This window comes from Pseudomonas sp. 05T35 (genome assembly GCF_056396605.1).
On record NZ_JBFTLU010000833.1, the window covers coordinates 1 to 762 of the forward strand.

A 762-nucleotide genomic window follows, 5' to 3' on the forward strand; every position below is an offset into this window, starting at 1 on the left:
CCCCCAAGCGCCATCAATGTCTTTTTTTCAAACCGACTTTTCTTCTCCCAATTTCGAGAGCATCGTAATTCATGAATTTGGACACGCGCTAGGCCTGGGCCATGAACATCAACATCCGGATGCCGAAATACCTTGGGACCGAGAAAAAGCATATTACCATTTTGCAGCAACGGCTAATCTTTCCAGAGAGCAAGTTGACGCCAACGTCTTTCCACTTGAGCGCACGACCAATCGAACTTACACCCCCTACGACCGGCACTCAGCAATGCATTACCAAGTTCACAACGAACTCACCGTGGGCAACTGGCATCAACCTTTAAACAGGCACATCAGCGAAGGGGACATCGCCGCCATACGCGCGATTTATCCATAACACTGATAGCACCTATTTAATACAGTTACTTTACTGCTCCGGCTTAGCCCCACTTAAATCCAGTTCACTCAATACCTCGCACAGCCTGTCATCATCCGATGGGTGATGACAGGCTGTGGCTATACAGTTACAGGCGCTGCGCCCGCAGTGCTTTTCAGGCAGCCGCCTGGACTGACCATTGCGCCAACATCTCGCACGAAACGGCAGATGACCACAATAAAAAGACAAACCCGACCACAGCCGACGCGAACCCGTCCGGTCATGGCATAATCCATCACCTTTCGTTTCCAGCACTCCAAGGGGGGCAATTCCTTGACCGCTTCAAGCAAAACGTTGCACCTTTTCGGCATCAAAGCCTGCGACACCATGAAAAAGGCGCGCACCTGGCT

Annotated in this window: 1 protein-coding gene and 1 pseudogene; both read left to right on the plus strand. The window is 51.3% G+C overall.

The genetic code is table 11. From position 1 onward, the window contains the following. A partial coding sequence (locus AC1DH9_RS30160) for a M12 family metallopeptidase (RefSeq protein ID WP_477809455.1) occupies positions 1-373 on the plus strand: 373 nt, incomplete at its 5' end. Positions 374-646: 273 nt separating this feature from the next. Next, positions 647-762 (plus strand): annotated as a pseudogene (locus AC1DH9_RS30165) (ArsC family reductase); the annotation flags it as partial.